Below are 24,868 nucleotides of genomic sequence, written 5' to 3'. Positions count from 1 at the left end.
ACCCCGACTATACCGGTCTGTCCTCATTCCGGGGGACCCCACTTTGGGGGACACCTTGCAAAAGTGAATGTATGCGCTTACAGTGGTCCGCGTACCAAGCAAGGATGGTGGCAATGACGCACACGAAACACACCGGCACCAGACGCCGGGGACTCGCGATGCTCGCGACGCTGGCTGCGGCCGCTCTCGCCCTCTCGGGCTGCAGCATCAAGATCCAGAGCCAGCAGGACCCGTCGATCCCGGCGGACACGATGCTGCTCGCCGCAGACAAAGGCACTCCGATGATGGAGCGCAACTTCAATCCGTATCTCGTCAACAAGCGAGCAGCAGCGAGCTACATCTACGAGCCGCTCGTGGTCATCAACGTGCTCGACGGAAAGGGCACGCCCTGGCTGGCGTCGAAGATCGCGCTGCCGGACCCGCAGACGATCGACTACACCATCCGTAGCGGTGCGACGTGGTCGGACGGGAAGCCGTTCACGGTCCAGGACGTGAAGTTCACGCTCGACCTGATCAAGAAGTTCCCGACGCTCGACCTCAAGGGCGCCTGGCAGCACATCAAGACTCTCGAGGTGAAGGGCGACCACCTGATCGTCCACCTCAAGGAGGCGGACGCCCCGGCGTCCGACATCATCTCGCAGACGCTGATCGTCCCCCAGCACATCTGGAAGGACGTCAAGAACCCGGACACCTGGCGCGACCCGAACCCTGTCGGGACCGGCCCGTACACGCTCGGCAACTTCTCCTCGCAGCAGTACACGATGGACAAGAACGAGTCGTACTGGCAGGCCGACAAGGTGCAGGTCAAGCACCTGGTGCTCCCCTCGGCCACCAGCGAGCTCGACATCGCCACCAAGGGCTTCGACTGGGCGTACGCCTTCATGAGCGACGTGCAGGGCACCTGGGTCTCCGCCAACAAGAACAACAAGTACTGGTTCCCACCGGGCGGCGTCATCAGTCTCATGCCCAACCTCACGGTCAAGCCCTTCGACAACCTGGATGTGCGGCGCGGCATCTCGCTCGCGCTCGACAAGGACAAGATCGCCGACGCGGCCACGGAAGGCTACATGACCGCCGCCGGCCAGACCGGGCTCATGCTGCCGAACCAGAAGGACGAGCTCGACCCGAGCATCCCGGATCAGGGCATCATCAAGCAGAACACCGCAGCAGCCCTCGACGCGTTCGCCGCCGCAGGGTACACCAAGCAGGGCGACAAGCTGGTGGATGCGAGCGGCAAGCAGTTCTCCTTCTCCATCACCACCGCCAACGGCTACTCCGACTGGCTCCGTGCCGTGCAGGAGGTCCGCAAGGAGCTCGGCGCCATCGGCATCGATGTGTCGATCAAGCAGCCGCAGCCGCCCGGGTATCAGGCGGCCATCCAGAACGGCGACTTCCAGGTCGCGATGGGCGGCATGGGAGGCGGCATCATCTTCCAGGCGTACAACGGCCTGCTCTCCAGCGAGTTCGCCACCCCGATGGGCAAGGCGACCGCCAGCAACTTCGGCCGCTACAGCGATCCAGCCACGGACGAGCTGCTGCAGGAGTACAAGGTCACCACGGATGAGGCGAAGCGGCTCCAGCTCAGCCACGAGCTGCAGCGCGTCGTGTACGACCAGTTCCCGGTGATCGGTCTGTACTACGGCGGACTCTGGGGTCTGTACAACGACGCGAAGTTCACCGGCTGGCCAGACGCGAAGAACCCGTACGCGCCGCCGCAGACCTACGACCAGACCCCGCTGCTCGTGTTCACGCATCTCAAGCTCAGGAAGGACGGTGAGTAGGCCGATGGCGTACGCGCTCCGCAAACTCGGCCTGTTCGTCCTCACTCTGTGGGCGGCGGTCACGCTGAACTTCATCCTGCCGAGGCTCATGCCCGGCTCCCCCACCGACGCCGCCATCGCGAAGCTGTCGCAGAACGGACCCGTCACGGCCGCCACCCGAGCGGCCATCGAGGCCCAGCTCGGCGTGCCGGGCGGCAACCTGTGGGACCAGTACGTGAGCTACCTGCACCAGGTGGTCACGTTCGACTTCGGCGTCTCGTACACCTTCTATCCGCAGACCGTGTCCGAGCTGGTCGGACAGGCATTCCCGTACACGATCGTGCTGCTCGGCATCGTGACCATCGTCGCATTCGTGCTCGGAACGCTGCTCGGTGTGCTCGCCGCCTGGCGCCGCAACACCTGGCTCGACTCGCTGCCGACGCTGACCGGCACCTTCGCCAGCACGTTCCCGTACTTCTGGACGGCGCTGCTGCTGCTGTTCTTCCTCGGCTACGTGCTGCACTGGTTCCCCACCTCCGGCGCCTTCGGGCCGACGGCCACGCCGTCGTGGAGCTGGGACTTCATCGTCGACGTGGCGTATCACGCCATCCTCCCGGCCGTCACCATCCTGATCACGTCGATCGGCGGCTGGATCCTCGGGATGCGCAACGCCATGATCAACACGCTCGGCGACGACTACGTGACGTTCGCCGAGGCGAACGGCCTCAAGGGCCGCACCGTCGCCATGAAGTACGCCGCACGCAACGCGATCCTGCCGAACCTCACCGGCTTCGGCCTCGCCCTCGGCGGCGTGGTCGGCGGCTCGATCCTGGTGGAGCAGGTGTTCGGCTACCCCGGCATCGGCTTCCTGCTGTTCAACGCGGTGATCGGCCAGGACTACCCGCTGATGCAGGCGCTGTTCCTCCTCATCACCGTCAGCGTTCTCGTCGCCAACTTCCTCGTCGACATTCTGTACGGCGTACTCGACCCAAGGACCCGCCGATGACCACGACACAGAGTTTCAAGTCCATCTCCACGGATGCCTCGACCTCGGGAGGGGCGAAGCCGCCGCACAGGCTCGCATTCATCGGACGGGCAGCATCCACGCTGTGGTCGAACTGGAAGTCCAGGCTCGGCCTCATCATCCTGGCGTTCTTCGTGCTCGTCGCGATCTTCGCGCCGCTGCTCGCCCCGTACGGCGCGACGCAGGACGGCTTCCCGCGCAACGCGGACTCGAGCCCTGAGCACTGGTTCGGCACGACGGCCGCAGGCGAGGATGTGCTCAGCCAGCTCATCTACGGCGCCCGTGTGAGCGTGGCCGTCGGCTTCATCGCCGGCCTGCTCTCCACGGTCGTCGCCGTGCTGATCGGCCTGAGCTGGGGATACATCAGGGGCTTCGGCGCCGAGGTGGTCAACTTCTTCGTGAACCTCTTCCTCGTCATCCCCGGCCTGCCGCTGATGATCGTGATCGCCGCCTACCTGCAGAACGGCGGGCTGTTCATGATCGTGACGGTCATCGTGATCACCGGATGGGCGTGGGGCGCCCGCGTGCTGCGCAGCCAGACCCAGTCGTTGCGCTCGCGCGACTTCGTCACTGCCGCCCGCTTCTCCGGCGACCGGCCGTTCCGGATCGTGTTCAACGAGATCCTGCCCAACATGACCTCGCTCATCACCGGCAGCTTCTTCGGTGCGGCCACGGCCGCAATCCTCGCGGAGGCCGGTCTGGAGTTCCTCGGACTCGGCGACTCGTCAATCGTGAGCTGGGGAACCATCCTCTACTGGGCGCAGAACTCGAACGCCCTCCTCACCGGGCAGTGGATCCTGCTGTTCGCTCCCGGTCTGTGCATCGCGCTGCTGGCGATGAGCCTCACGCTCATCAACTTCGGCGTCGACGCGATCAGCAACCCGCGCCTCCGAGAAGGACGCCCTGCGAAAGAAAAGAGCGCACGATGAGCGAGCTGCTCGAGGTCCGCGACCTCTCCGTCATCTACGAATCGGCCGGCCAGACGCCGGTGCAGGCCGTCGACCACGTGTCGTTCACGGTCGGCGCAGGCGAGTTCGTCGGCCTGGTCGGCGAGTCCGGCTCCGGCAAGTCGACGCTCGGCTTCGCGCTGACCAGGCTGCAGAAGCCGCCGGCGCGCACCAACGGAGGCGAGATCCTGTTCGGCGGCCAGGACATCCGCGAACTCGGCGACGAGGAGCTGCGCCGCCAGCGCCAGGGCGGATTCGCCATGGTGCTGCAGTCCGGGATGAACGCCCTCAATCCCGTGCGGACCATCCGCAAGCACTTCGCCGACATCTTCCACGCCCACGGCCACGTCCCCAAGGGCCGCTGGGACGACAGGATGCGCGAGCTCGTCGGCAAGGTCGGCCTCACCGAGCAGGTGCTCGCCCGCTTCCCCGGCGAGCTCTCCGGTGGGATGCGCCAGCGCGTCTCGATCGCGCTCGCCCTGTCTCTCGAACCCCGCCTGATGGTGTTCGACGAGCCGACCACCGCGCTCGACGTGCTCGTGCAGCACGCGATCATGGACACGATCACCGAGCTGCAGCAGTCGGAGGGCTTCACAGCCATCCTGATCAGCCACGACCTCGGCGTCGTGCTCGAAGCGACCCAGCGCGTGCTCGTGATGCACGACGGCCGCATCGTCGAGGACGCGTCGAGCAGGCAGATCCTGGAGGCGCCGCAGCACGAGTACACGCGGATGCTGCTGAGCCACTACGCCGACCCGCGCGCCGAGGTGGTGGAGCTCCCGGGGTTCCCGGCGCGACGCGATGACGCGAGCGCGGCCCACGCGACTGCATCCGGCGCCGGCGCATCCGTGGCCGCACCCGGTGCATCCACGGCTGTTCGCCAGCGCGAAGGACGCGCAGCACAGGCGGCCATCGTCGTCGACGGCGTCTCGAAGGTGTACCCGGCCCCGCGGCGCGGCGAAAGCGAGGTGACGGCGGTCGACGCCGTCTCGTTCACGCTCGAGCCCGGCCAGTCGCTCGCGCTCGTCGGCGCCTCCGGATCGGGCAAATCGACCATCGCGAAGCTGCTGACCGGCGTCGAGAAGCCGACCTCCGGCACGGTGCGATTCGGAGACGCCGACGTGGCGAAGCTGAACAGGCGCGGCATCCGCGACCTGCACAAGAACGTCCAGATGGTGTTCCAGGACCCGTACGCCGCCCTCAACCCGCTGCACACGGTCGAGTACGCGCTCACCCGTCCCGTGGTCAATTTCACCGGCCTCCGCGGCAAGGATGCCCGTCACCGGGTGCTCGAACTGCTGGAGACCGTCGGCCTCACCCCGGTGGAGCAGTTCGCCTCCAAGCTCCCGCACCAGCTCTCCGGCGGTCAGCGCCAGCGCGTCGTCATCGCGCGCGCGCTGGCGAGCGACCCGCAGGTGCTCATCGCCGACGAGCCGGTCTCGATGCTCGACGTGACGCTGCGCGCCGGAGTGCTCGCCCTGCTGGAGGACCTGCGCGAACAGTGGGGCGTCTCGCTCCTCTACATCACGCACGACCTGCTCTCCGCGCGGCTGGTCACCGACGACATCATGGTGCTGAACTCCGGACGCGTCGTCGAACGAGGGAAGACGGCCGACGTGCTTCGGCACCCGTCCGACCCGTACACGATCGAACTGCTCGACGCCGTGCCCAACCCCGCTCGCGCGAGGGAGGCACTGGCATGACCGCGTTCGCCCCCATCGCCCCGTTCGGCGCCATGCCCATCCCGGACGGCGTCGAGGTCGTCGGCCTCCCCGCTGCTGTCGGCACACTCACCGCGCTGCACGCGCCGGCACGGGATGCGCGAACCGGCACGGATGCGCGCGGCACTGTCCTCTTCGTGCCGGGCTTCACCGGCTCCAAGGAGGATTTCCGCACCTTCCTTCCCCTGCTCGCCGCGGAGGGCTGGGATGTGTGGGCGTACAGCCAGCGCGGTCAGGCTGACTCTGCAGCGCCCTCCGGCGTCGAGCACTACCGGCTCGACGCACTCGCTGCTGACACGGTCGAGGTGTCCCGCCTGATCGGCGACGGTCGCCCCGTGCACCTCATCGGGCACAGTCTGGGCGGTGTCGTGGCGCGCGAGGCGACCATCGCGGCTCCGGATGCGTTCGCGTCGTTCACCATGCTCTGCTCCGGCCCGACCGGCTGGCCCGGCCGCCACCAGCAGACCACGGACACGGTGTCCGAGTCCGGCTCGATCGGCCTCTGGAACCGGGACAACCCGCACACGGTGGGACAGCCGGACTCCGCGCTCAGCCCGGACGAGGCGTTCCTCCGGCTCCGCGCCGAGCGCACGTCCAGCGACAACCTGCTCGCCGGGGCCGAGATCCTGCGCGCCGACCACGACACGACCGACGCGCTCCGCGCATCCGCTGTCCCAGTGCTGGTCGCGCACGGCGAGTTCGACGACGCGTGGCCCATCCCGATGCAGCAGCACATGGCCGAACGGCTCGGTGCGAGCTACGCGGTGATCGAGGGCGGCCACCACTCCCCGCAGCTCGAAGCCCCGGAGGCCACCCTCTCCGCGCTGGACGCCTTCCTCTCGACCATCACTTCCTCCCGACCGTCAACCGAAACACCACAGGAGTAACGTGCTCACCTTTCCCGATGGATTCCTCTGGGGCGCGGCCACCGCGGCGCACCAGATCGAAGGCAACAACATCAACAGCAACTGGTGGGTGCACGAGCACACGCCTGGCACCTCCATCGTCGAGCCGTCCGGGGACGCGATGGACAGCTACCACCGCTACCGCGAGGACATGAAGCTGCTGGCGGACGCCGGCCTCAACACCTACCGGTTCAGCGTCGAGTGGGCGCGCATCGAGCCGGAGCGCGGCTTCGTCTCGCGCGCCGAGATCGACCACTACCGCCGCATGGTGGACGCGGCCCACGAGTTCGGCCTCAACCCCGTCGTGACCCTGATGCACTTCACCGTGCCGCGCTGGTTCGAGCGCGACGGCTTCTGGCGGGCGCCGGATGCGGCGGACCTGTTCGCGCGGTACACCGAGCTGGCGCTTCCGATCGTCTCCGACGGCGTCGACTACGTCTGCACGATCAACGAGCCGAACATCGCGGCGATGCTCGCCGGCGGAGAGGACGCGGCCAACCTCGTCGCCTACGGCCTGCCGAACCCGGACCTCGGAGTCGCGGATGCTCTGCTCGCGTCGCACAAGCGCTCCCGCGAGGTGCTGTCGCAGGTGCCGGGGCTCAAGTCGGGCTGGACGATCGCGACGCAGGCGTTCCGCTCGAACGGCGAGCCGGGGTCGGAGGAGAAGCTGCGCGAGTACGGCTATCCGCGCGACGACTGGTACCTGGAGCAGTCCGCGGGCGACGACTTCGTCGGCGTGCAGGCGTACACGCGCACGTTCATCGGCCCGGAAGGTCCTCTTCCGGTGGCCGACGACGTCGAGACGACGCTGACCGGCTGGGAGTTCTACCCGCCCGCCGCCGCGGAGGGCGTCCGCAGCGCCTGGGAGCTCTCCGGCGGTGTGCCGGTCATGATCACCGAGAACGGGATCGCGACGAGTGACGACGAGCGCAGGATCGCGTACACGGATGCGGCTCTCCGGGAGCTGCACGCGACCATCCAGGACGGCATCCGGCTCGAGGGCTACCTGCACTGGAGCGCGCTCGACAACTACGAGTGGGCGAGCGGATACCGCCCGACCTTCGGCCTGATCGCCGTCGACCGCGAGACCTTCGTCCGCACCCCCAAGCCCTCCCTCGCCTGGCTCGGAGGGATCGCCAGCGCCAACGCCCTCTGAACCGCCTCCCCCAAACCATCGAGTCCGGACTTATGCACGCGACACGCCGTCACGAGTGTGAACAAGTCCGGACTCGATTGTTTCGCGGGGGGGGTCAGGCGGGGATGAGGGTGTATTTGGTGGAGAGGTACTCGTGGATGCCTTCCGCGCCGCCCTCGCGGCCGAGGCCGGACTGCTTGATGCCGCCGAACGGCGCGGCGGCGTTGGAGACGAGGCCGGTGTTCAGGCCCATCATGCCGGTGGCGATGCGGTCGATCATGCGCTGACCGCGCGCCAGATCCTCGGTGAAGACGTAGCCGACCAGGCCGTACTCCGTCTCGTTGGCGCGGGCGACGCCCTCGTCCTCTGTGGCGAACGTGGTGATCGCGAGCACCGGTCCGAAGATCTCCTCGGCCAGGATCGTGCTGCCCGGCTGCACATCGACGATGACTGTCGGCTCGAAGAAGAAGCCGTCGCCCTCCGGCGCGTTCCCTCCGGTGAGCACACGGGCGCCGCGGGAGACCGCATCCCCCACCAGCTCGACCATGGATGCGACAGCCTTGGCGTCGATGAGCGGGCCGATGGTCACGCCCTCCTCGGTGCCGGGGCCGAGCCGGAGCGCGTTCACCCTGGCGGTGACCTTCTCGGCGAACTCCTCCGCGACGGACTCGTGCACGATGAACCGGTTGGCCGCCGTGCACGCCTGGCCGATGTTGCGGAACTTCGCGAGCATCGCGCCCTCGACCGCCTTGTCGACGTCCGCGTCCTCGAACACGACGAACGGCGCGTTGCCGCCGAGCTCCATCGAGGTCCGAAGCACGTTCTGCGCCGCCTGGGCGATCAGCCGCTGCCCGACAGGGGTCGAGCCCGTGAAGGACAGCTTCCTGAGGCGCGGGTCCGCGATGATCGGCCCTGACACGGTGCTCGACGTGCTGGTCTGGATCACGTTGACGACACCGGCGGGAACCCCGGCGTCCTCCAGCAGCTTCGCGAAGAACAGGGTGGTGAGCGGAGTGAGCTCTGCGGGCTTGACGACCACCGTGCATCCCGCGGCCAGAGCGGGGGCGATCTTGCGGGTCGCCATCGCCAGCGGGAAGTTCCACGGCGTGATGAGGAAGCACGGGCCGACCGGGCGCTGCGAGACGACCATCGTGCCCGTGCCTTCCGGATTCTGGCCGTAGCGACCGCCGATGCGCACGGCCTCCTCGCTGAACCAGCGCAGGAACTCGCCGCCGTACGTGACCTCCCCGTTGGCCTCGGCCAGCGGCTTGCCCATCTCCAACGTCATCAGCAGCGCGAAGTCGTCTCGGCGCTCCTGCAGCAGGTCGAACGCCTTCCGCAGGATTTCCGCGCGGGTGCGGGGCGGGGTCGCCGCCCACGCTTCCGCCGCCGCGTCTGCCGCGTCGAGCGCCCGGATGCCGTCCTCAGGCGTGGCGTTGGCGATGCGCTTGATCACGCGGCCGGTGGCCGGGTCGATGACCTCGATGGGGTCGCGGGTTCCCGCTTCCCAGCGGCCGTCGATGTACAGGCCGTCCGGCACGCGGGAGAGCAGGTCGCTCTCGCGCTCTGTCAGCGTGGCGGTCGTGGTCTCTTCTGCGATGCTCATGCGTTCACCAGTGCTTCCGTAACGACGTCGAGGCCTTCGACGAGGAGGTGGTCCGGGATGCTCAGAGGCGGGAGGAACCGGATGACGTTGCCGTACGTGCCGCAGGTGAGCAGCACGACGCCCGCGGCGTGGACGGCTGCCGCGACCTTGGAGGTGAGCGCGGCATCCGGTTCGCCGTTCTCGTCGACGAGCTCGATGGCGACCATCGCGCCTAGGCCACGGACCTCTGCGACGCGGGGGTCGGCGTCGCGCAGGGCGCCGAGCTTGTCGAACAGGATCGCGCCGATCGCGCGGGCACGGGCGGCGAGGTCCTCGGTCTCGTATGTCTCGATCGCGGCGAGCGCGGCGACGCAGGCGAGCGGGTTGCCGCCGTACGTTCCGCCGAGGCCGCCGAGCTGCGGCGCATCCATGATCTCGGCACGGCCGGTGACGGCGGAGAGCGGCAGGCCGCCCGCGATGCCCTTGGCGGTGACGATGAGGTCGGGCACGATGCCGAACTGCTCGGAGGCGAACATGGTGCCGGTGCGGGCGAAGCCGGTCTGCACCTCGTCGGCGATGAAGACGACGTCGTTCGCTGCCGCCCAGTCGGCGAGCGCCGGCAGGAAGCCGTCGGCCGGGACGATGAAGCCGCCCTCGCCCTGGATCGGCTCGATGATGATCGCGGCGAGGTTGGCCGCGCCGATCTGCTTCTCGATCATGGTGATGGAGCGCTTGGCCGCCTCGGCGCCGGACAGCCCGCCGTCGCGCAGCGGGTAGCTGAGCGGGGCGCGGTAGATCTCCGGAGCGAACGGGCCGAAGCCGTTCTTGTACGGCTGGTTCTTCGCCGTGAGGCCCATCGTGAGGTTGGTGCGGCCGTGGTAGGCGTGGTCGAAGGCGACGACGGCCTGCTTGCCGGTGTAGTGCCTGGCGATCTTGACCGCGTTCTCGACGGCCTCCGCGCCGGAGTTGAACAGGGCGCTGCGCTTGGCGTGATCGCCGGGCGTCAGCCGGTTGAGCGCCTCTGCCACGTCGACGTATGAGTCGTACGGCGCGATGGTGAAGCAGGTGTGGGTGAACGCGGCCACCTGCGCGGTGACGGCCTCGACGACGCGCGGAGCCGAATTGCCGACCCCGGTGACGGCGATGCCGGAGCCGAAGTCGATGAGCGAGTTGCCGTCGACGTCGACGATCACCCCGCCGCCAGCGGCGACTGTGTACACGGGGAGGGTGGTGCCGACGCCCGCCGCGACGGCCTGCGCCTTGCGCTCTGCGCGCTTGCGCGACTCTGGGCCGGGGATGGCGGTGACGAGCCTGCGCTCCTGCGGGAGAGCCGGGCCGCCGGTGACGGTGGGAGAGGAGTCGAGGATGGTCATGGGGGAATCGTATGGAGGCCGACCCCGTCGTCAATTAACCACCGTGTACAATCTGTTCGCCAGTGCTGGACAGCCTGGCGGATCGGAGTGGATCGTGCCCGCCACCATCGCCCAGCTGCTCGCAAGGCCGGATCTCGGCCTGCGCCTCCTCACCCCGAACGTGTCTGCTGCACTGGATGCGCGCATCCACTGGGCGCACAGCTCCGACATCGACGACCCGACGCCGTTCCTCGCCCCCGGCCAGGTGCTTCTCATCACCAGAGAGCCAGGGGAGGTGGAGTCGTATGTGTCCCGCCTGGTCGAGCACGGGATCGCGGGCCTCGGCTTCGGCACCGAGGTGGTGCGCGCAGGGACCCCTGATGCGCTGGTCGAGGCGTGCACACGGCTCGGGCTTCCGCTGTTCGAGGTGCCGTACCGCACACCCTTCATCGCCATCGCGCGTTTCGTGGCCGATCGGGTGGCGGCGGACACCTACGCGCGCAACACCTGGGCGCTCCGCGCCTCGCGTGCCATTTCGCTGGCGGCGCTGCGACCGGATGCGCTCGGTGCCGTGCTCTCGGAGCTCGCCCGCCAGATCGAGCGGCCCGTCGCCCTGGTGGGGGCGGACGGAGAACTGGACAGGGCGTATCCGGCCGGTGCGCTCACGGCGGTCGAACGCGACGCGATCACGGCGGCGGCCGAGCCGCTGCTGCGGGCCCGCCGCCGTGCCGCGGGCACCGCGGGCGGCGGCAGGGGCGGCGGGGCGGGAGCCGACGGCGGCGCCGACGTCGATGGAGGAGGCAGCGCTGACGGCAGCGAGACCTTCGCGCTGCAGACCCTCGGGGCGGCCGGACGTCTGCGCGGTGTGCTCGCGGTCGGGTCTGCGGGACTCGATCAGGCGGCGCAGCAGGTGGTCACGGGCGTCGTCGCGCTGGCCGGTCTCGCGCTCGAGCAGAGCAGAGCGACCGACGCGGCCCGTGCCCGCCTGCGCACGGCGGTGTGGCGCGCGCTGCTCGCCGGCGACCGAGCGCTGGCGGAGACGGTGGCCGAGCCGGTGCTCGGTGCACTGCCGTCAGGGCCGGTGCGCGTCGCCGTGCTCGGCGGGACCGCGATCGCGGCGGCTGCCGACGTGCTGGAGACACGGCCCGGCCTGTTCTTCGCCCGCGACGGACACGACCTGGTCGTCCTCGAAGACGACGCCGCCCCGTCCGGGCTGCCGGAGCTCGCTGCCCGGTTCGACCTCCGCGGCGGCATCTCCGCCGCTGGGCCCCTCACGGAGTTGTCGTCGGCTCTCGCGCAGGCGTCGGCGGCGCGCGAGCGTGCGGACGCCGACCGGCCGCTCCGCGGCTTCGACGACATCGCGGGAGGCGGGATGCTCGCCCTGCTGGACACCCCGGACGCCCGCGCCGTCGCGACGGCCGCCATCGCCCCGCTCGCCGACGCCGACCAGGACCTCCCCAGCGCCCTGCGGGTCTGGCTCGACCACAACGGGGTCTACGACGTGGCCGCCCGCGAGCTCGGGATGCACCGGCACACGCTCCGCACACGGGTCGCCGAGGCGGAGCGCATCCTGGGCGTCGACCTGGGCAGCTTCGCGGCGCGCGCCGACCTGTACGCCGCGCTGCGCGCCGCGACGCGCTCGCGCGACTGATCCGACGAATGACAAGAGCGGGGTGGACGGCTCGACGTCGCCCGAGCTGCCGGGCCGGGAGCACAGCCGCAACGTCCAGCGCAGCGCTCGCGATCCCTGCCGCTATGCGGGGACGCATCCGGTGCAACAGAATGGACGGATGACCACCCCCATCTCCGGAACGCACTTCGGCCTGACCGCCGGCGACTACCACGCCACCATCGCGTCCGTCGGCGCGTCGCTGCGCACCCTCGAGTACAAGGGCCGGCCGCTCATCGTCCCCTTCGACGCCGACGAGGTGCGGCCCGCCTATCGCGGGGCGACGCTCGCCCCGTGGCCGAACCGCGTGGTCGACGGGAGGTACACTTTCGCCGGGATCGAGCAGCAGCTCCCCCTCACGGAGCCGGGCCGCGGCCACGCCCTGCACGGCCTGGCGAGCTGGCTCGACTTCGCCGCCGTCGCGCGCTCGGGGAGCGGTGTCACCTTCTCCGCCACCGTCGAGGCGCAGGCGGGATATCCGCACCGCGTCGACGTGGTCGTGACCTTCGAGCTCGACGAGGACGGCCTGCACACCACCGTCACGGCCACCAACACCGGGCACGATGACGCGCCGTGGGGCACCGGACCGCATCCGTACCTGGTCGCGGGCGACGGCCGCGTGGACGACTGGACTCTCACCCTGCCCGCGGCGACGGTGCTCACCGTCACAGAGGACCGCCTCATCCCCGTCGGCCTGGCCGACGTGGCGACGGAGGGCGACGGGGTGTTCGACTTCCGCGTGCCGCGCCCGATCGAAGACACGTTCATCGACCACGCGTTCACCGGGCTGCAGAGGGACGAGTCCGACACCGCGACGGTCTGGCTGCACGCCGCCGACGGCAGCGGGGTCTCGATGAGCTGGGACAGCGCGTGCCCGTGGGTGCAGGTGCACACCGCGGACACCGACGATCCGGCGACCGACCGCATCGGCCTCGCCGTCGAGCCGATGACCTGCCCGCCAGACGCTTTCAACTCCGGCACGGACCTCGTCGTCCTCTCCCCCGGCGCCTCCGCCACCGCGGGCTGGACGATCCGCGCCGTCTGATCCAATCCACCGAAGCCATCGAGTCCGAACTTCTTCACGGTGCCCTCCGGGGTGTCGCCTGAAGAAGTCCGGGCTCGTTCTTTTGGTGCGGGACGGAAAGATGCCCCCAGCTGAACCCGAAACAGCTGGGGGCACCGACGCGGCGCGCTAGGACGCTCGCGTAATCCGGGCGGCGCCTGTACCCGTTCAGGCGATCCGTCCGCACGAGATGCCGGATCACTCACGGCCTCGTGGTGCCATCCTACATGCCGAATGCCAAATTTTATGGTCCGGTCCTGTGCTATGAAAGCCTTTGCGGGCGTTGGAGCGCCGGGCTGGAATGCCCTGCGAGGCGGGCGCGCAGCGCGGAGATCAGCAGCTCGACGCCGAGGTCGAACGCTCGATCGGCACGGACGCTTCCCAGCTCCCCGCTCTCGACCAGTCGGGCGAGAGCAGTGCCGGACTGTGCCCGCCACACGTCGGGAGGGGCCGACAGGTCGAGCCCGGAACCGAGGGCGAACGCATCCAGGATGGCGACGATCACCAGCACGTCCTCGTCGGGGAACCCGGCGCGAAGCAGCGCTTCGGCGAGCGCCTCGTAGTAGCCGAGCACCAGCGCATCGGTGACGGGCTTGCCGACCAGCAGCGGCAGCACCAGTGGATGCGCGGCGAACATCGCACGCTGCTCCCGCACCACGTACTCGACCACCGCATCCCACGCCAGCCCGGCAGGAACGACGATGGCCGCACGCTCGGCGAGGCGTCCGCGCATCAGCTCGACGATCGCATCCCGGCCGTCCACGTGGTTGTAGAGCGACGACGGCGTGACGCCCAGTTGCCGCGCGAGGGCGTTGACGCCGAACGGCTTGCCGGCGTCGACCAGGTCGATGGCGGCGTCTGCGATCCGCTCGGCACTCAGGATCGGCGATGTCGGTCGCGGCATCTCGGCGCCCCTCTTCCATCATTCACGTCTCCTGTGCATAATAAACGAACACTATTCGTTTTAGCACCTGCTCCCCGAGAAACCGGATGGCCACGATGACCTTCGCCCTCGTCCGCGCGACGACCCCTCCCACCTCCCTCGCCCGCGTGCAGGGAAGCCGCGACGACGCTGCTCCCCTGCGCATCGGCGTCGTCCAGCACGCCTGGCAGCCCGACATCGCCGCGCTCGAAGCAGAGCTCGACGGTGCGGTGGCCCTGGCGGCGAAGGAGGGCGCGCAGATCGTCTTCCTCCCCGAGCTGACGCTCTCCCGCTACCCGGCCGACACGCTTCCGGACGGACGCGCCGACGTGCTCGCCGAAGACCTCGCGACCGGTCCGACCCGCACCTGGGCAGCGCGCGCCGCCGCAGCCAACGGCGTCTACGTGCACGCGTCGCTCTACCAGCGCACCGGCGACGACGACGGCCGTGGTCTCAACACCGCGATCATCGTCGCCCCGAGCGGCGAGATCGTCGCCACCACGCACAAGCTGCACATCCCGGTCACCGCCGGATACTACGAGGACAAGTACTTCCGCGCCGGTCCAGCCGACCAGCCGTACCCCGTGCACGAGGTCGCCGGCATTCCCGCCCGTCTCGGCCTGCCGACCTGCTGGGACGAGTGGTTCCCCGAGGTCGCCCGCGCGTACAGCCTGCAGGGTGCCGACGTGCTGGTCTACCCGACGGCGATCGGCTCGGAGCCCGACCATCCGGAGTTCGACACGCAGCCGCTCTGGCGCCAGGTGATCGTCGGCAACGGCATCGCCAACGGCACCTTCATGGTCGTCCCGAACCGCACAGGGTCGGAGACCAGACCGGACGGTACCCCTGGCAACACCTTCTACGGCTCGTCGTTCGTGAGCGACCCGTACGGCCGCATCCTGGCGGAGGCGCCGCGCGATGAGAAGTCGGTGCTCGTCGTCGACCTCGACCTGCCGCAGCGCGGCGACTGGCTGGAGCTGTTCCCGTTCCTCGCCACGCGCCGCCCTGACACGTACGGCGTGCTCGGAGCGGAGGCCACCCGATGAGTTGGCGGATGCCCCACGAGGGTGCGCGGCACGAGCGCACCTGGCTCGCCTTCCCGACCGCCGGCTACACCCTCGGCGACACAGAAGAGGACGCAGAGGAGGCGCGCAGCACCTGGGCGGCCGTAGCGAACGCCGCGGCAGGGTTCGAGCCGGTTTCCGTCGTGATCGACCCGCGCGACCGCGCCATCGCCCCGCGCTACCTGTCGGGGGAGATCGAGGTGCACGAGGCGCCGCTCAACGACGCGTGGATGCGCGACATGGGCCCGACCTTCGTCGTCGGCGACGGCCGTCTCGGCGCCGTCGACTGGGTGTTCAACGGCTGGGGTGCGCAGGACTGGGCCCAGTGGGACCTGGACGCGAGGATCGGCGAGGTCGTCGGCGAGCTGGCAGGAGCATCCATCGTCTCGAGCGCCCTGGTGAACGAGGGCGGCGGCATCCACGTCGACGGGGAGGGCACCGTGCTCGCGACCGAGACCGTCCAGCTGGACCCTGGACGGAACCCCGGCATCACCCGCGGCGACGTGGAGGCGGAGTTCGAGCGCACCATCGGCGCGACGACGACCATCTGGCTTCCGCGCGGCCTCACCCGCGACTCCGAGCGCTTCGGCACGCGCGGTCACGTCGACATCGTCGCCGCGTTCGCCAGGCCCGGCGTGGTGCTGCTGCACACTCAGACGGACCAGGCGCATCCCGATCACGCGGTGACGCGCGAGATCCGCGAGACGCTCGAAGCGGCACGGGACGCGGCCGGCCGGTCCCTCGAGATCATCGAGGTCCCCGCGCCGGCTACGCTCCGCGACGACGACGGCTGGACCGACTACAGCTACATCAACCACCTGCTCGTCAACGACGGCGTCATCGCCTGCAGCTTCGGCGACGAGCGCGACGACCAAGCGGCAGCGATCCTGGCCGACGCATACCCCGGCCGCCGCGTCGTGGCAGTGGATGCACGCCCGCTGTTCGCCCGCGGTGGCGGCATCCACTGCATCACGCAGCAGCAGCCCGCGGTCTGACCCGCCGGTTGCGGAGGCACCCTCCGCCGAGACTAGACTGGCCGACGCAGCATCGCGACGACCCATCTTCACTCAGCGGGAGCGACGACGAACGACACCCGATCCGCCGGCACTGACGGCACGAACGACCGCGCCAACCGAGCGCAGAACGCGAATGATCGCGCGCCAGCGCGCAGGGCGCTGGTCACCGGCGGGTCGCGCGGCATCGGCCGCCGGATCGTGGAGTCGCTCGCCGCAGACGGTGCCGACGTCGTCTTCACGTACCGCCGATCGGAAGACGAGGCCCAGGCACTCGTTTCGCGGATCGCGGCGGACGGCGGCTCCGCGCGAGCTCACCGGCTGGAGCTGGAGAGCCTGGAGGACATCGACCGTCTCTTCGACGATGAGTTCCCGCCCGGCTCCGGCCTCGATGTCCTCGTCGCCAGCGCGGCGGCGTCCGCGTTCAAACCGTTCACCGAACTGAGCGCGCAGAACCTCGAACGCTCCTGGGCGACCAATGTTCGCTCGTTCGTGCTCCTCGCCCAGCGCGCAGCAGAACGGATGCGGGACGAACGGTCCGGTGCAGGACGCGGGGGACGCATCGTCGCCGTCACCAGCTACGGCAGCCACCGCGCGTTCCCGCTCTACGGCTCGATCGGTTCCGACAAGGCGTCCGTCGAATCGTGGACGAGACACATCGCCGCCGAGCTCGGCCGGGACGGGATCACGGTGAACGCGGTGAACGGCGGGCTCGTCGACACCGACTCCCTGCACTACTTCTATGGCCACGACGGCGTGCCGGACCTCGACACGATGACCTCCCGCATCCCGCTCGGCAGGCTCGGCACAGTCGACGACATCGCCGAGGCCGTGCGCTTCCTCGCATCCCCAGGCGCCGGTTACATCACCGGCCACACGCTCGTGGTCGACGGCGGGCTCACCGTCGTCGCACCCCCGTTCTGGTCCGAGTTCGGACGGAACACGCCCCCCACAGAAGAGAAACGGGGTCGACGCCCGACGGACGCCTGAACCCACGCCACGACCCGAGGAGAGACATGACCCTCACCGACCCATCGCACCCAGCCGTCGCGGAGCCGAACACCGAGTACGACCCGAGCACGCTCCGTTCCGTGTTCGAACAGCACTTCACATACGCGTCGGCCGTGGAGCGAAACACCCACCGCTACGCGTCCCGACCGGCGCTCACCGACCCGCCCACCGGCCGGAGCTGGACATACGCGGAACTCGGGCGCGTGACGGGAAGCCTCGTCGCCGGGCTGGCCGCGCACGGCGTCGGCGTCGGCGACATCGTCGCGTACCAGCTCATGAACACCCCGGAGTTCGCCTTCCTGTACGTCGCGGCTCAAGGCCTGCGTGCGGTGAGTTCGCCGATGAACTTCCGCCTGGCACCCGGTGAGACGGCGCACATCCTGGACGACTCCCGCCCAGCGGTGTTCGTCTACGACACGGCGGCCGCCGACGACGTCGAGACGGCGCTCGCCATCGCCGCGCACCGCCCGGCCGTCCTGGCAGGGGTCGGAGACGGCCGCCTCATCGACGGCGCGATCCGGTTCGACGACCTGCTCGTGCCGGACGCTCCGTCGTTCCGCGCGCCGGAGGGCGCGACCGTGTGGGACGAGACCTCCCGCCTCTACACCAGCGGCACCACGGGGATGCCCAAGGCGGTTCCGCTGACCAGCCTCAACGAGGTGCTGACGGCGCACGACGTGATCATGCACTTCCCGCTCGCCCCGACCGACAAGACCATGAACATGTCGCCGTGGTTCCACCGAGGGGGGAACTACTGCGCCGGCCCCAACACGGCGTTCTACGTCGGCGCCGAGGTGGTCGCGCTCCCCCGCTTCGACGCCGACCTCGTGCTGGACAGCATCCAGGACCACCGCTTGACGTACGTGATCGGGGCGCCGACGAACCTGGAACGGCTCGCCGACGCTCAGGATGCGCGTCCTCGCGACCTGTCGTCCCTGCACGGCATCGTGACGATGGGAGCCCCGCTCGACCGGGCTGCGGCGCTCCGCTACCAGCGGGTGCTGACCCAGCGGATCGCCAACGGCTACGGCACGACCGAGGCGTTCTGGAACACCTACCTGCGTCCGGAGGATCTGCCGGACGCGGCAGGAGCGGCAGGGCGCGCCTGCCTCGACGACGACGTGGCGGTGGTGAAGGTCTACGGCGACGACCGGATCGCCGCCCCTGACGACCTCGCCAAGAAGGACGGCCACGAGATCGGCGAGGTCATCATGCGCACGGTCAAGAGCGGCTACGCGTACATGCACAACGACGAGGAGCAGGCCAGGAAGTTCCGCGGGGCCTGGATGTATCCGGGCGACCTCGCCAGCTGGGACGAGAACGAGATCGTCACGATCATCGGGCGCAAGGACGACATGATCATCTCGGGCGGTGAGAACGTGCATCCCGTGCAGGTGGAGGAGGTGCTTGCGGCGCATCCCGACGTGGCGGACAGCATCGTCGTCGGTCTTCCCGACGAGGAGTGGGGCGAGATCGTGGTCGCGTACGTGCAGCCGCGGACGGGCAGGCTGGAGGATCCGGAGTCGGCGGCTGCTGCCCTGGATGCGCACTGCAGGGCGAGCGTGTCGCTCGCGGACTACAAGCGGCCGCGCCGCTACGCCTTCGTGACCGAGCTGCCGTACACGGCGACGGGCAAGAAGCAGCACTTCATCCTCAAGAAGCAGTCGGCAGAGGACGCGGCGGCCGGGCGGTTCCACACGCCGTGACGGCCTGACGCCCTGGGGCGGCCGGCTTACTGCCCGGCCGCCCCCACGCCAGCGTCCACCGCATCTGCCGGCGCCACCGCATCCACCAGCGCCACTGCATCCACCACGACTTCGCCGCCGACCACCGTGAGCAGCACAGCCGTCTCGGCGAACGCATCCGGGTCGGTGTGCAGCGGGTCGTCGGCGAACACCGTGAGGTCCGCCGGCATCCCCACCGCGATGATCCCGCCCGCCTCTCCGACCGAGCGCCAGTACTCGCTGGTGTACCCCTCCAGGGATGCGCGGGCGGTGAGCGCCTGGTCGGGGACGACCGGTTCGATCTCGGGGCGACCGGCAGGACGCCGGAGCTGCGCGGCCGCCAGGATGCCGCGCGGATCGTACGGCGCGATCGGCCAGTCGGAGCCCAGCGTGACGATCGCCCCGCGCTCCCTGAGGTCACGCGTGCGCCAGGCCAATGCCGCGCGTGCGTCCCCGAGCCGTTGCGACCAGTTGTCGGTGTGGTCCGCTCGCGTGTAGTGCGTGCAGTGCGTCGGCTGCATGCTCGCCGCTGCGCCCGCGGCCATGAACTGATCCAGCACGTCGTCCGGCAGCGTCTCGATGTGCTCGATCCTGTGCTGCGTGCCGTTCGGGGTGAGCGTGCCGAGCGTCGTTGCGACGAACGAGATGCCCTTGTCGCCGATCGCGTGCGTCGTGGTCGGGATGCTCCGCTCGTGGAAGAAGCGCACCGCGCGCTGATATTCCGATGGATCGAGCCAGATCGACTCCGTCGACTCGCCGCGGGTGTCCGGCTCGAACAGCCACGCCGTTCCGTTGTCGATGGTGCCGTCGATCATCAGCTTGACGCCGCGCACGTGCCAACGGCGACCGGCCAGCGACTGGAACCCGACGTAGCGTTCCAGGTCGGCGTCCGTGAAGCCAGGGAACAGGGACGGCGAGATCCGCACGGAGATCGGCAGGTCGCCGCGACGCTCCGCCTCTGCGAACAGGTCGAAGGAATCCGGGTCCATCAGGTCGAGCATCTGCCCTGCCACGATGCCCGTCTCCGCCATCCCTCGCAGGAGACGCCGCAACTGCTCCACCCTGTCGTCGAAGGTCAGGTCGGGGATGCGCGCGAGCACGAGCTGCTGAGCGGCGAACTCGTACAGCATCCCGTTGGGGCGGCCGGCCTCGTCGAGGCCGAGCGACGACGCGTCGGGGAACACCTCGTCGCCGCGGATGCCTGCGGCCGCGACGGCCGCCGTCGATGCGAGGGCGGAATGACCGTCGAAGAGGGTGATGAACAGCAGACGGCCCCCGTCGACGCCGTCGAGCAGATCGTTGCCGAACGCGCCGCCGTCGAACACGGCGGGGTCGAGCCCCCAGGCGAGCACCCAGTCGCCGGAGGCGGCGTCGGAACCGGCGCCGTCCAAGGAGGCGACGTAATCGTCGATCGCGCTGCGCACGGCAACACGGTCGGTGATCCCGGAGAGGTCGAGACCCCTGGTGAGCCGCAGCCCCATGACCGGGTGGATGTGCGCATCCACGAAGCCTGCTGCGACCGTGGCGTCGCCGGCGTCGACCACGCGGCCGGCGAGGTCGAACCACCCGGCGTCGCGTGCCTCCCGCTCTGGGGCGACCCCGGCGATCAGGCCGTCGCGCACGGCGACGGCGAGCCTGCCGGCTTGCGCCGCGCCGTCGATGACGTCCGGGGTGAGCACCGTCTCGGCGACGATGACGAGATCGAAGCGCTCAGACATCTGCCGCCTCCGATGCTCCGCCGATGCGCTGGTAGACACCGGGGCGGGTGCGCTTCCAGACGAGTGCGAGCACCAGTCCGACCACGAACACCAGGGCGACGGACGCCAGGATGATCGCGTTGACGACGGGACCGCCCGCCGTCAGCAGGTCGAGGTTGGCGCAGAGGATGTAGAGCACGGCCAGCATTGCGAGGCCGGCGACCACGGCGCTCGGGATGACGTACCACTTCCGCGGCAGCGAGCGGTTGCGAGCGAAGAACACCACGACGGCCACGCAGGTGATGATCTGCAGGGCAATCACGCCGAGCACGCCGGGGCTGTTCACCCAGAGCAGCAACTGCAGGTACGGGTCGCCGCCGATGGCTGCGAAGAATACGATCACGACCAGCGCGATGGCCGTCTGGAGGAGCCCGGACATCCACGGAGAGCCCGCGCGGTTGGTGCGGTGCAGGATGCGCGGCAGGGCGCCGTCGCGGGCGAGCGAGAAGGTGTACCGGTTGATCGCGTTGTGGAACGCGAGCTGGCTGGCGTAGACGCTTGTGATGACGAGGAGGTACATCGTGAGTTCGGCCCACGGCCCCAGATAGTGCCCCGCCTGAGCGAACACGAGTCCGGCCGCGTCCTTCGACGCCGCCTCTTGAACGTGCGACTCTCCGACCGCGACGATGACGGCCCACACCACGAAGCCGTAGAAGATCGCCATGAACGCGACCGAGATGTACGTGGCCCTAGGGATGGTCTTCTCCGGGTTCCTCGCCTCCTCGCGGTAGAGCGTGGTGGACTCGAAACCCATGAAGGCGGCGAACCCGAAGCCGAAGATCCCCAGCAGGCCGGGATTGAGCAGCGCGTCCCAGCTGAAGGTGCCGAAGGTGATGCCCTCCGCGCCGCCCTGGACGAGCACGGCCACCGCGAAGATCACCAGGATGAGCGCCTCGCAACTGAGGAGTACACCGAGCACCTTCGCGCCGACGTCCACGCCCCGGTATGCGACGAAGAACACCGCGAGCACGCCGACGATCGCGATGGCCCACCACGGCACGTCTATGCCGAACTCGTTCTTCAGCAGGTCGTGCCCCTGGGCTCCGAGCAGCCCGTACAGGCCGATCTGCAGAGCGTTGTACGAGAACAGCGCGACGAACGAGGAGGCGAGACCGACCGCCTTGCCCAGGGCCTCGCTGATGTAGGTGTAGAAACCGCCGAGGGCCCTGACGTACTTCGTCATGGCCATGAATGCGACGGCGAAGATGCCGAGGACGATTCCTGCCACGGTGTAGACCAGGGGCGCTGCGATGCCGCCGATCAGGATCGCGAGGGGTGCGATTCCGGCGACGATGGTGAGCGGCGCCGCGGCGGAGATCACCATGAATACGATGCCGCCCGTGCCGAGCGCGTTGGTGCGCAGGCTGCCGGTGGCGGGGGCGGCGGATGCTCCGGATGCTCCGCCGACGTCGGCGGGCTCTGTCGGGGTGGTGTCGGTGAGGCCCATGGGCCCGGCTCCTTTGCTCGAGGCGTCAGTGCTGATTCTGTGATCTGAACGGCTCGGTGTCGATTCTGGGTCGATTCGGTAAGCCGACTGTATGGAGCCCGTGTTTCGAGCGCGTCACAGGTTTCGATCGATTTCGTGAAGTGAATCGATTATGCACGAAAGAATCGTTTTGCAAAACCGATTCTTCACAACTGATTCCGAAGCTGTGAGCGCACCGAATGTACGCTGTCACCCGGGTGCGATCAGGCGGTGGGGACGCCGTCTGCTGTCGAGCCGCGCTCGATGATGCTGATCGGGATCTCGACGTCCTCCCGCTCGCCGCCCTCCAGAGCGCGCACCAGCAGCTCCATGCACCGCCGTCCCATCTCCCGCGGCCGGAGATCCAACGCGGTGATCGAGGGCTGCGTAACCGCCAGGGAATCGCTGTCGACATAGCTTGCGATCAGAACGTCTCGGCCGGGCTCCAGCCCCGCCGCACGGATGGACTCGAGCGCCACGATCGCGACCCCCTCGGGTGCGGTGATCACCGCATCCGGTCGCCCCTCCCCCGCCAGGAGAGCGTCGAGCGCGTCGCGCACCTCATCCATCGTCGTGTCGAACCAGCCGAGCAGCCGCTGCGGCTCGACGCCCTTCTCCGCGCACCAGGCGTAGTAGCCGTCCGCCATCTCGCGCCCCCACGCCATGGCGGGGTCGGGCAGCATCACGGCCGGTCTGCGGCTGCCGCGCTCCCACAGGTGGTCGAGCAGCATCCTGATGCCGGCCCGGTGGTCGCCGAACACCGTCGCCCACGGCTCGCGCATCTCGTCGGAGACGTGCTCGCCTGCGACGACGGGGCTGCGCCCCGCGAGGAGCCGTTGCACGATCAGGTCGTCGTCGACCGGGTCGATGACCAGGAAGCCGTCCAGCTGCTCCGTGATCCCCGACCGCGGTGTGAACGCAGTGGGCATCAGGGTGACGAGCAGGTCGGACTCCTGGGCGCGCTCGACGGCCCCGAAGGCCACATCCATGTAGTACCGGAAGCTCAGCGTCTGGTCCGGCACATACAGTCCGACAGCGCCGGACCGCGCGGTGCGCAGGTTCCTGGCGATGATGTTGACGACGTAGTCGAGCTCGTCCGCCGCGGCGCGGACCCGCTGACGCGTGGTGTCCGACATCCTGCCCTTGCCTGCGAGGGCGAGCGACGCCGTGGAACGTGAGACTCCAGCACGGTCGGCGACATCTTGCAGCGTGACGATGACCTGACCCGTTTCCACCTGGTCAGTCTAGGTCGCGCCCCGTCCGCGGACGGACGGGACGCGACCGGGGCGGGCGCGGCACTCCACGACGGGCCGCGCCCAGCTTTGGGGCGAAGGCGAGCAGTCGCTACGCCTTCGCGATGATGGCCGCAGCGGTCTCGCGGCCGACGCGGATCGCGCCGTCGACGTGCTGGTAGCCCTTGCCTGCCATGTCGCTGCAGGAGAAGTGGATGGGGCCGACAGGAGTGCGCAGATCGGCGCCGTAGCGCGCGAGCCCGCCCATGTCGAAGCTCGCGGCGTACGCACCGCGGGTCCACTCCTCGCTGCCCCAGTCGCTCTCGTAGTAGACCACCGTGTCGAGCGCCTTGGGCCCGTAGTAGTGCGACAGCGACTCCAGGATGCGCGCCTTGCGCTCCTCTGGCGACAGGCGGAAGACCTCATCCGCCGCCTCGTCGGAGACGAAGCCGACGAGGGTGCCGCGGGGATCGCCGTCGTAGCAGTTGTCGTACGCCTCGTGCACCACTTCGTACGGGCTGAAGGCCGTTCCCGAGTATCCGTCCTCGCGCCAGAACGGCGTTTCGTAGACGGCGTGCACCTTGATGACGAAGCCCATCGACAGGTGCTGGTGCAGCTGCTGCTGGCGGCGGGGAAGCGGCGGCTCGTATGAGATGCGGCTGATCAGCACGGGAGGGAGGGCGAGGATCGCGAACCGCGCTTTCACCTCGACGCCGTCGGCGACGGCGGTCACGCCCGCATCGTCCCAGCGCAGCACGCGCACAGGCGCGTTCAGGTGCAGGTCGTCGCCGAGTCGTTCCGCGAGCAGCAGCGGCACCTGCTGCAGACCGCCCTTCACCCGCTTGTCCAGGATGAAGTCGGCGTCGACGAGGTTGGAGAAGCTTCCGGCGGATGCGGCCATCAGCAGCGCCTGCAGGGCGGAGAACGAGTGGGCAGGCTTGGTGAGCATGGCGCCGGCGATGAACATCCCGATGTTGAGGCGGGCCTCTTCGTCGTCGGTCTGGGTCTCCAGCCAGCGGCGGAACGAGATCTCGTCGAGCTCTTCCGCTCTCGGGTGCTCCCATGGCCGGTCGGGGTCGATCTCGGCCACCAGCGCGTCGAGCTTGTCGATCAGGCTGACGATCTCGTGCTCGGTCTTGGGCGGGACGGGGAAGATCTCGCCGTCGAAGGTGCGGCGCTCTCCGGTCGGGCTGATGTAGATGTTGGTGCCTTCGCGGTAGCGCTCGTACGTCTCGAGGCCGAGCTCGTCGAGGGTGCCGATGAGCGCATCCTGATCGGGGGAGACCCACTGGCCGCCGATCTCCAGGGTGACGCCGTCGACGTCGTCGGTCCAGAGCCGTCCGCCGACGCGGTCGCGCGCTTCGAGCACGGCGACGCTGAGCCCGGCCTTCTTCAGTTCGGTGGCCGCTGTCAGACCGGAGGCGCCTGCGCCCACGATCACCACGTCACGTTCGATGCTGCTCATAGTCCGTCTTCCGTCCCGTTCAGTCGGTGTTGTTCGTTCTTCGACTCACGGCGA

Annotated in this window: 19 protein-coding genes; 12 read left to right on the top strand and 7 right to left on the bottom strand. The window is 69.2% G+C overall.

Features of this window, described 5'->3' with window-relative positions:
• Positions 1-113: 113 nt before the first annotated feature.
• Genes ASE16_RS01880 through ASE16_RS01855 form a run of 6 tightly spaced genes read left to right on the top strand, consistent with a single transcriptional unit; the run spans position 114 to position 7,513 of the window.
• Positions 114-1,781, top strand: a complete 1,668-nt coding sequence (locus tag ASE16_RS01880; RefSeq protein ID WP_157479974.1) for an ABC transporter substrate-binding protein — start codon at positions 114-116, stop codon at positions 1,779-1,781.
• 4 nt (positions 1,782-1,785) lie between these two features.
• The gene (locus ASE16_RS01875; RefSeq protein ID WP_055889970.1) at positions 1,786-2,766 is read left to right on the top strand and encodes an ABC transporter permease; all 981 of its coding nucleotides are present in this window, start codon (positions 1,786-1,788) and stop codon (positions 2,764-2,766) included.
• On the top strand, positions 2,763-3,713 hold the full coding sequence (locus tag ASE16_RS01870; protein ID WP_055889968.1) for an ABC transporter permease: 951 nt from the start codon (positions 2,763-2,765) through the stop codon (positions 3,711-3,713). Before ASE16_RS01875 ends, ASE16_RS01870 begins: the two co-directional genes overlap by 4 nt.
• Positions 3,710-5,434, top strand: a complete 1,725-nt coding sequence (locus ASE16_RS01865; RefSeq protein WP_055889965.1) for an ABC transporter ATP-binding protein — start codon at positions 3,710-3,712, stop codon at positions 5,432-5,434. The genes ASE16_RS01870 and ASE16_RS01865 overlap by 4 nt, the downstream gene beginning before the upstream one ends.
• Positions 5,431-6,339 carry an alpha/beta fold hydrolase gene (locus ASE16_RS01860; protein WP_055889963.1) on the top strand — a complete coding sequence of 303 codons (909 nt, stop codon included), beginning with the start codon at positions 5,431-5,433 and terminating at the stop codon, positions 6,337-6,339. The genes ASE16_RS01865 and ASE16_RS01860 overlap by 4 nt, the downstream gene beginning before the upstream one ends.
• Position 6,340: 1 nt before the next feature.
• Entirely contained in the window at positions 6,341-7,513 is a 1,173-nt protein-coding gene (locus ASE16_RS01855) for a glycoside hydrolase family 1 protein (RefSeq protein ID WP_055889960.1), read from the top strand.
• Positions 7,514-7,607: 94 nt separating this feature from the next.
• On the opposite strand, the gene ASE16_RS01850 is transcribed toward ASE16_RS01855, so the two are convergent.
• Both ASE16_RS01850 and gabT read right to left on the bottom strand, forming a co-directional pair.
• The gene (locus ASE16_RS01850; protein ID WP_055889957.1) at positions 7,608-9,098 is read right to left on the bottom strand and encodes an NAD-dependent succinate-semialdehyde dehydrogenase; all 1,491 of its coding nucleotides are present in this window, start codon (positions 9,096-9,098) and stop codon (positions 7,608-7,610) included.
• Entirely contained in the window at positions 9,095-10,450 is a 1,356-nt protein-coding gene (gabT, locus tag ASE16_RS01845; RefSeq protein WP_055889954.1) for a 4-aminobutyrate--2-oxoglutarate transaminase, read from the bottom strand. Before gabT ends, ASE16_RS01850 begins: the two co-directional genes overlap by 4 nt.
• Before the next feature lie 94 nt (positions 10,451-10,544).
• Here gabT and ASE16_RS01840 point away from each other — a divergent pair, with 94 nt between their 5' ends.
• Positions 10,545-12,080 (top strand): PucR family transcriptional regulator, encoded by a 1,536-nt coding sequence (locus ASE16_RS01840; protein ID WP_055891443.1) that lies wholly within the window; start codon positions 10,545-10,547, stop codon positions 12,078-12,080.
• A 139-nt stretch (positions 12,081-12,219) separates the two neighbouring features.
• Positions 12,220-13,143, top strand: coding sequence for an aldose 1-epimerase family protein (locus tag ASE16_RS01835; protein WP_055889951.1), 924 nt, complete (start codon positions 12,220-12,222; stop codon positions 13,141-13,143).
• A 280-nt stretch (positions 13,144-13,423) separates the two neighbouring features.
• On the opposite strand, the gene ASE16_RS01830 is transcribed toward ASE16_RS01835, so the two are convergent.
• A complete protein-coding gene (locus ASE16_RS01830) occupies positions 13,424-14,065 on the bottom strand; it encodes a TetR/AcrR family transcriptional regulator C-terminal domain-containing protein (protein ID WP_055889946.1) in 642 nt (213 codons plus the stop codon).
• Positions 14,066-14,151: 86 nt separating this feature from the next.
• Between ASE16_RS01830 and ASE16_RS01825 the strand changes: the two genes are divergently transcribed.
• The 4 genes from ASE16_RS01825 to ASE16_RS01810 are packed head-to-tail and all read left to right on the top strand — an operon-like array spanning position 14,152 to position 18,877.
• Positions 14,152-15,129 (top strand): nitrilase-related carbon-nitrogen hydrolase, encoded by a 978-nt coding sequence (locus ASE16_RS01825; protein ID WP_235500250.1) that lies wholly within the window; start codon positions 14,152-14,154, stop codon positions 15,127-15,129.
• Positions 15,130-15,137: 8 nt separating this feature from the next.
• The gene (locus ASE16_RS01820; protein ID WP_200949530.1) at positions 15,138-16,142 is read left to right on the top strand and encodes an agmatine/peptidylarginine deiminase; all 1,005 of its coding nucleotides are present in this window, start codon (positions 15,138-15,140) and stop codon (positions 16,140-16,142) included.
• 51 nt (positions 16,143-16,193) lie between these two features.
• Positions 16,194-17,150 (top strand): SDR family oxidoreductase, encoded by a 957-nt coding sequence (locus tag ASE16_RS01815; protein WP_321164217.1) that lies wholly within the window; start codon positions 16,194-16,196, stop codon positions 17,148-17,150.
• A gap of 26 nt (positions 17,151-17,176) precedes the next feature.
• Positions 17,177-18,877: a class I adenylate-forming enzyme family protein gene (locus ASE16_RS01810; RefSeq protein WP_055889935.1), complete on the top strand. Its 1,701-nt coding sequence runs from the start codon at positions 17,177-17,179 to the stop codon at positions 18,875-18,877.
• 26 nt (positions 18,878-18,903) lie between these two features.
• On the opposite strand, the gene ASE16_RS01805 is transcribed toward ASE16_RS01810, so the two are convergent.
• The 4 genes from ASE16_RS01805 to ASE16_RS01790 all read right to left on the bottom strand — a co-directional run bounded on the left by ASE16_RS01805 (position 18,904) and on the right by ASE16_RS01790 (position 24,814).
• Positions 18,904-20,613, bottom strand: coding sequence for an amidohydrolase (locus ASE16_RS01805; protein WP_055889932.1), 1,710 nt, complete (start codon positions 20,611-20,613; stop codon positions 18,904-18,906).
• Entirely contained in the window at positions 20,606-22,099 is a 1,494-nt protein-coding gene (locus ASE16_RS01800) for an APC family permease (RefSeq protein ID WP_082581135.1), read from the bottom strand. The genes ASE16_RS01805 and ASE16_RS01800 overlap by 8 nt, the downstream gene beginning before the upstream one ends.
• Before the next feature lie 242 nt (positions 22,100-22,341).
• Positions 22,342-23,352, bottom strand: a complete 1,011-nt coding sequence (locus ASE16_RS01795; RefSeq protein WP_055889929.1) for a LacI family DNA-binding transcriptional regulator — start codon at positions 23,350-23,352, stop codon at positions 22,342-22,344.
• A 109-nt stretch (positions 23,353-23,461) separates the two neighbouring features.
• Positions 23,462-24,814 carry a flavin monoamine oxidase family protein gene (locus ASE16_RS01790; RefSeq protein ID WP_055889927.1) on the bottom strand — a complete coding sequence of 451 codons (1,353 nt, stop codon included), beginning with the start codon at positions 24,812-24,814 and terminating at the stop codon, positions 23,462-23,464.
• Positions 24,815-24,868: the final 54 nt, after the last annotated feature.

Origin of the sequence: Leifsonia sp. Root227 (assembly GCF_001428745.1) — a bacterium.
Taxonomy (GTDB): Bacteria; Actinomycetota; Actinomycetes; order Actinomycetales; family Microbacteriaceae; genus Leifsonia.
The sequence above is the reverse complement of the archived record's forward strand: the minus strand, read 5'-3'. Positions and strand labels throughout refer to the sequence as shown.